Annotated in this window: 1 protein-coding gene; it reads left to right on the plus strand. The window is 47.4% G+C overall.

Going from position 1 to position 650, the window contains the following annotated elements:
* Positions 1 to 650 (plus strand): flagellin (locus OH460_RS27320; RefSeq protein WP_270000196.1); only part of this gene is annotated, 650 nt, incomplete at both ends.

Genomic DNA, 650 nt, shown 5'->3' on the forward strand with positions numbered 1-650 from the left:
AACAGCGCAAAAGATGACGCTGCGGGCCTACAAATCTCTAACCGTTTGAACGTTCAAAGCCGCGGCCTAGACGTTGCTGTTCGTAACGCGAACGACGGTATCTCTATTGCACAAACCGCTGAAGGTGCAATGAACGAGACGACTAACATCCTGCAACGTATGCGTGATCTTTCTCTACAATCTGCGAACGGCTCAAACTCTAAGTCTGAGCGTGTAGCGATTCAAGAAGAAGTAACAGCACTGAACGACGAGCTAAACCGTATCGCGGAAACGACGTCTTTTGGTGGTAACAAGCTACTTAACGGTACTCACGGTACTAAATCATTCCAAATCGGTGCGGATAACGGTGAAGCGGTAATGCTTCAACTGAAAGACATGCGTTCTGATAACGCTCAGATGGGTGGTAAGAGCTACCAAACTGAGAACGCTAAAGACAAAGACTGGAACGTTCAAGCAGGCTCTAACGACCTAAAACTGTCGTTCACAGATAACTTTGGTCAAGCACAAGAAATCGACATCAGCGCAAAAGCGGGTGACGACATCGAAGAGCTAGCGACTTACATCAACGGTCAGCAAGATTCTGTTAAAGCGTCTGTGACTGAAGACGGCAAGCTACAAATGTTCACTGGTAACAACAAAGTGAGCGGCGA

The sequence above is a fragment of the Vibrio sp. Makdt genome, assembly GCF_027587015.1.
GTDB classification, from domain to species: domain Bacteria; phylum Pseudomonadota; class Gammaproteobacteria; order Enterobacterales; family Vibrionaceae; genus Vibrio; species Vibrio chagasii_B.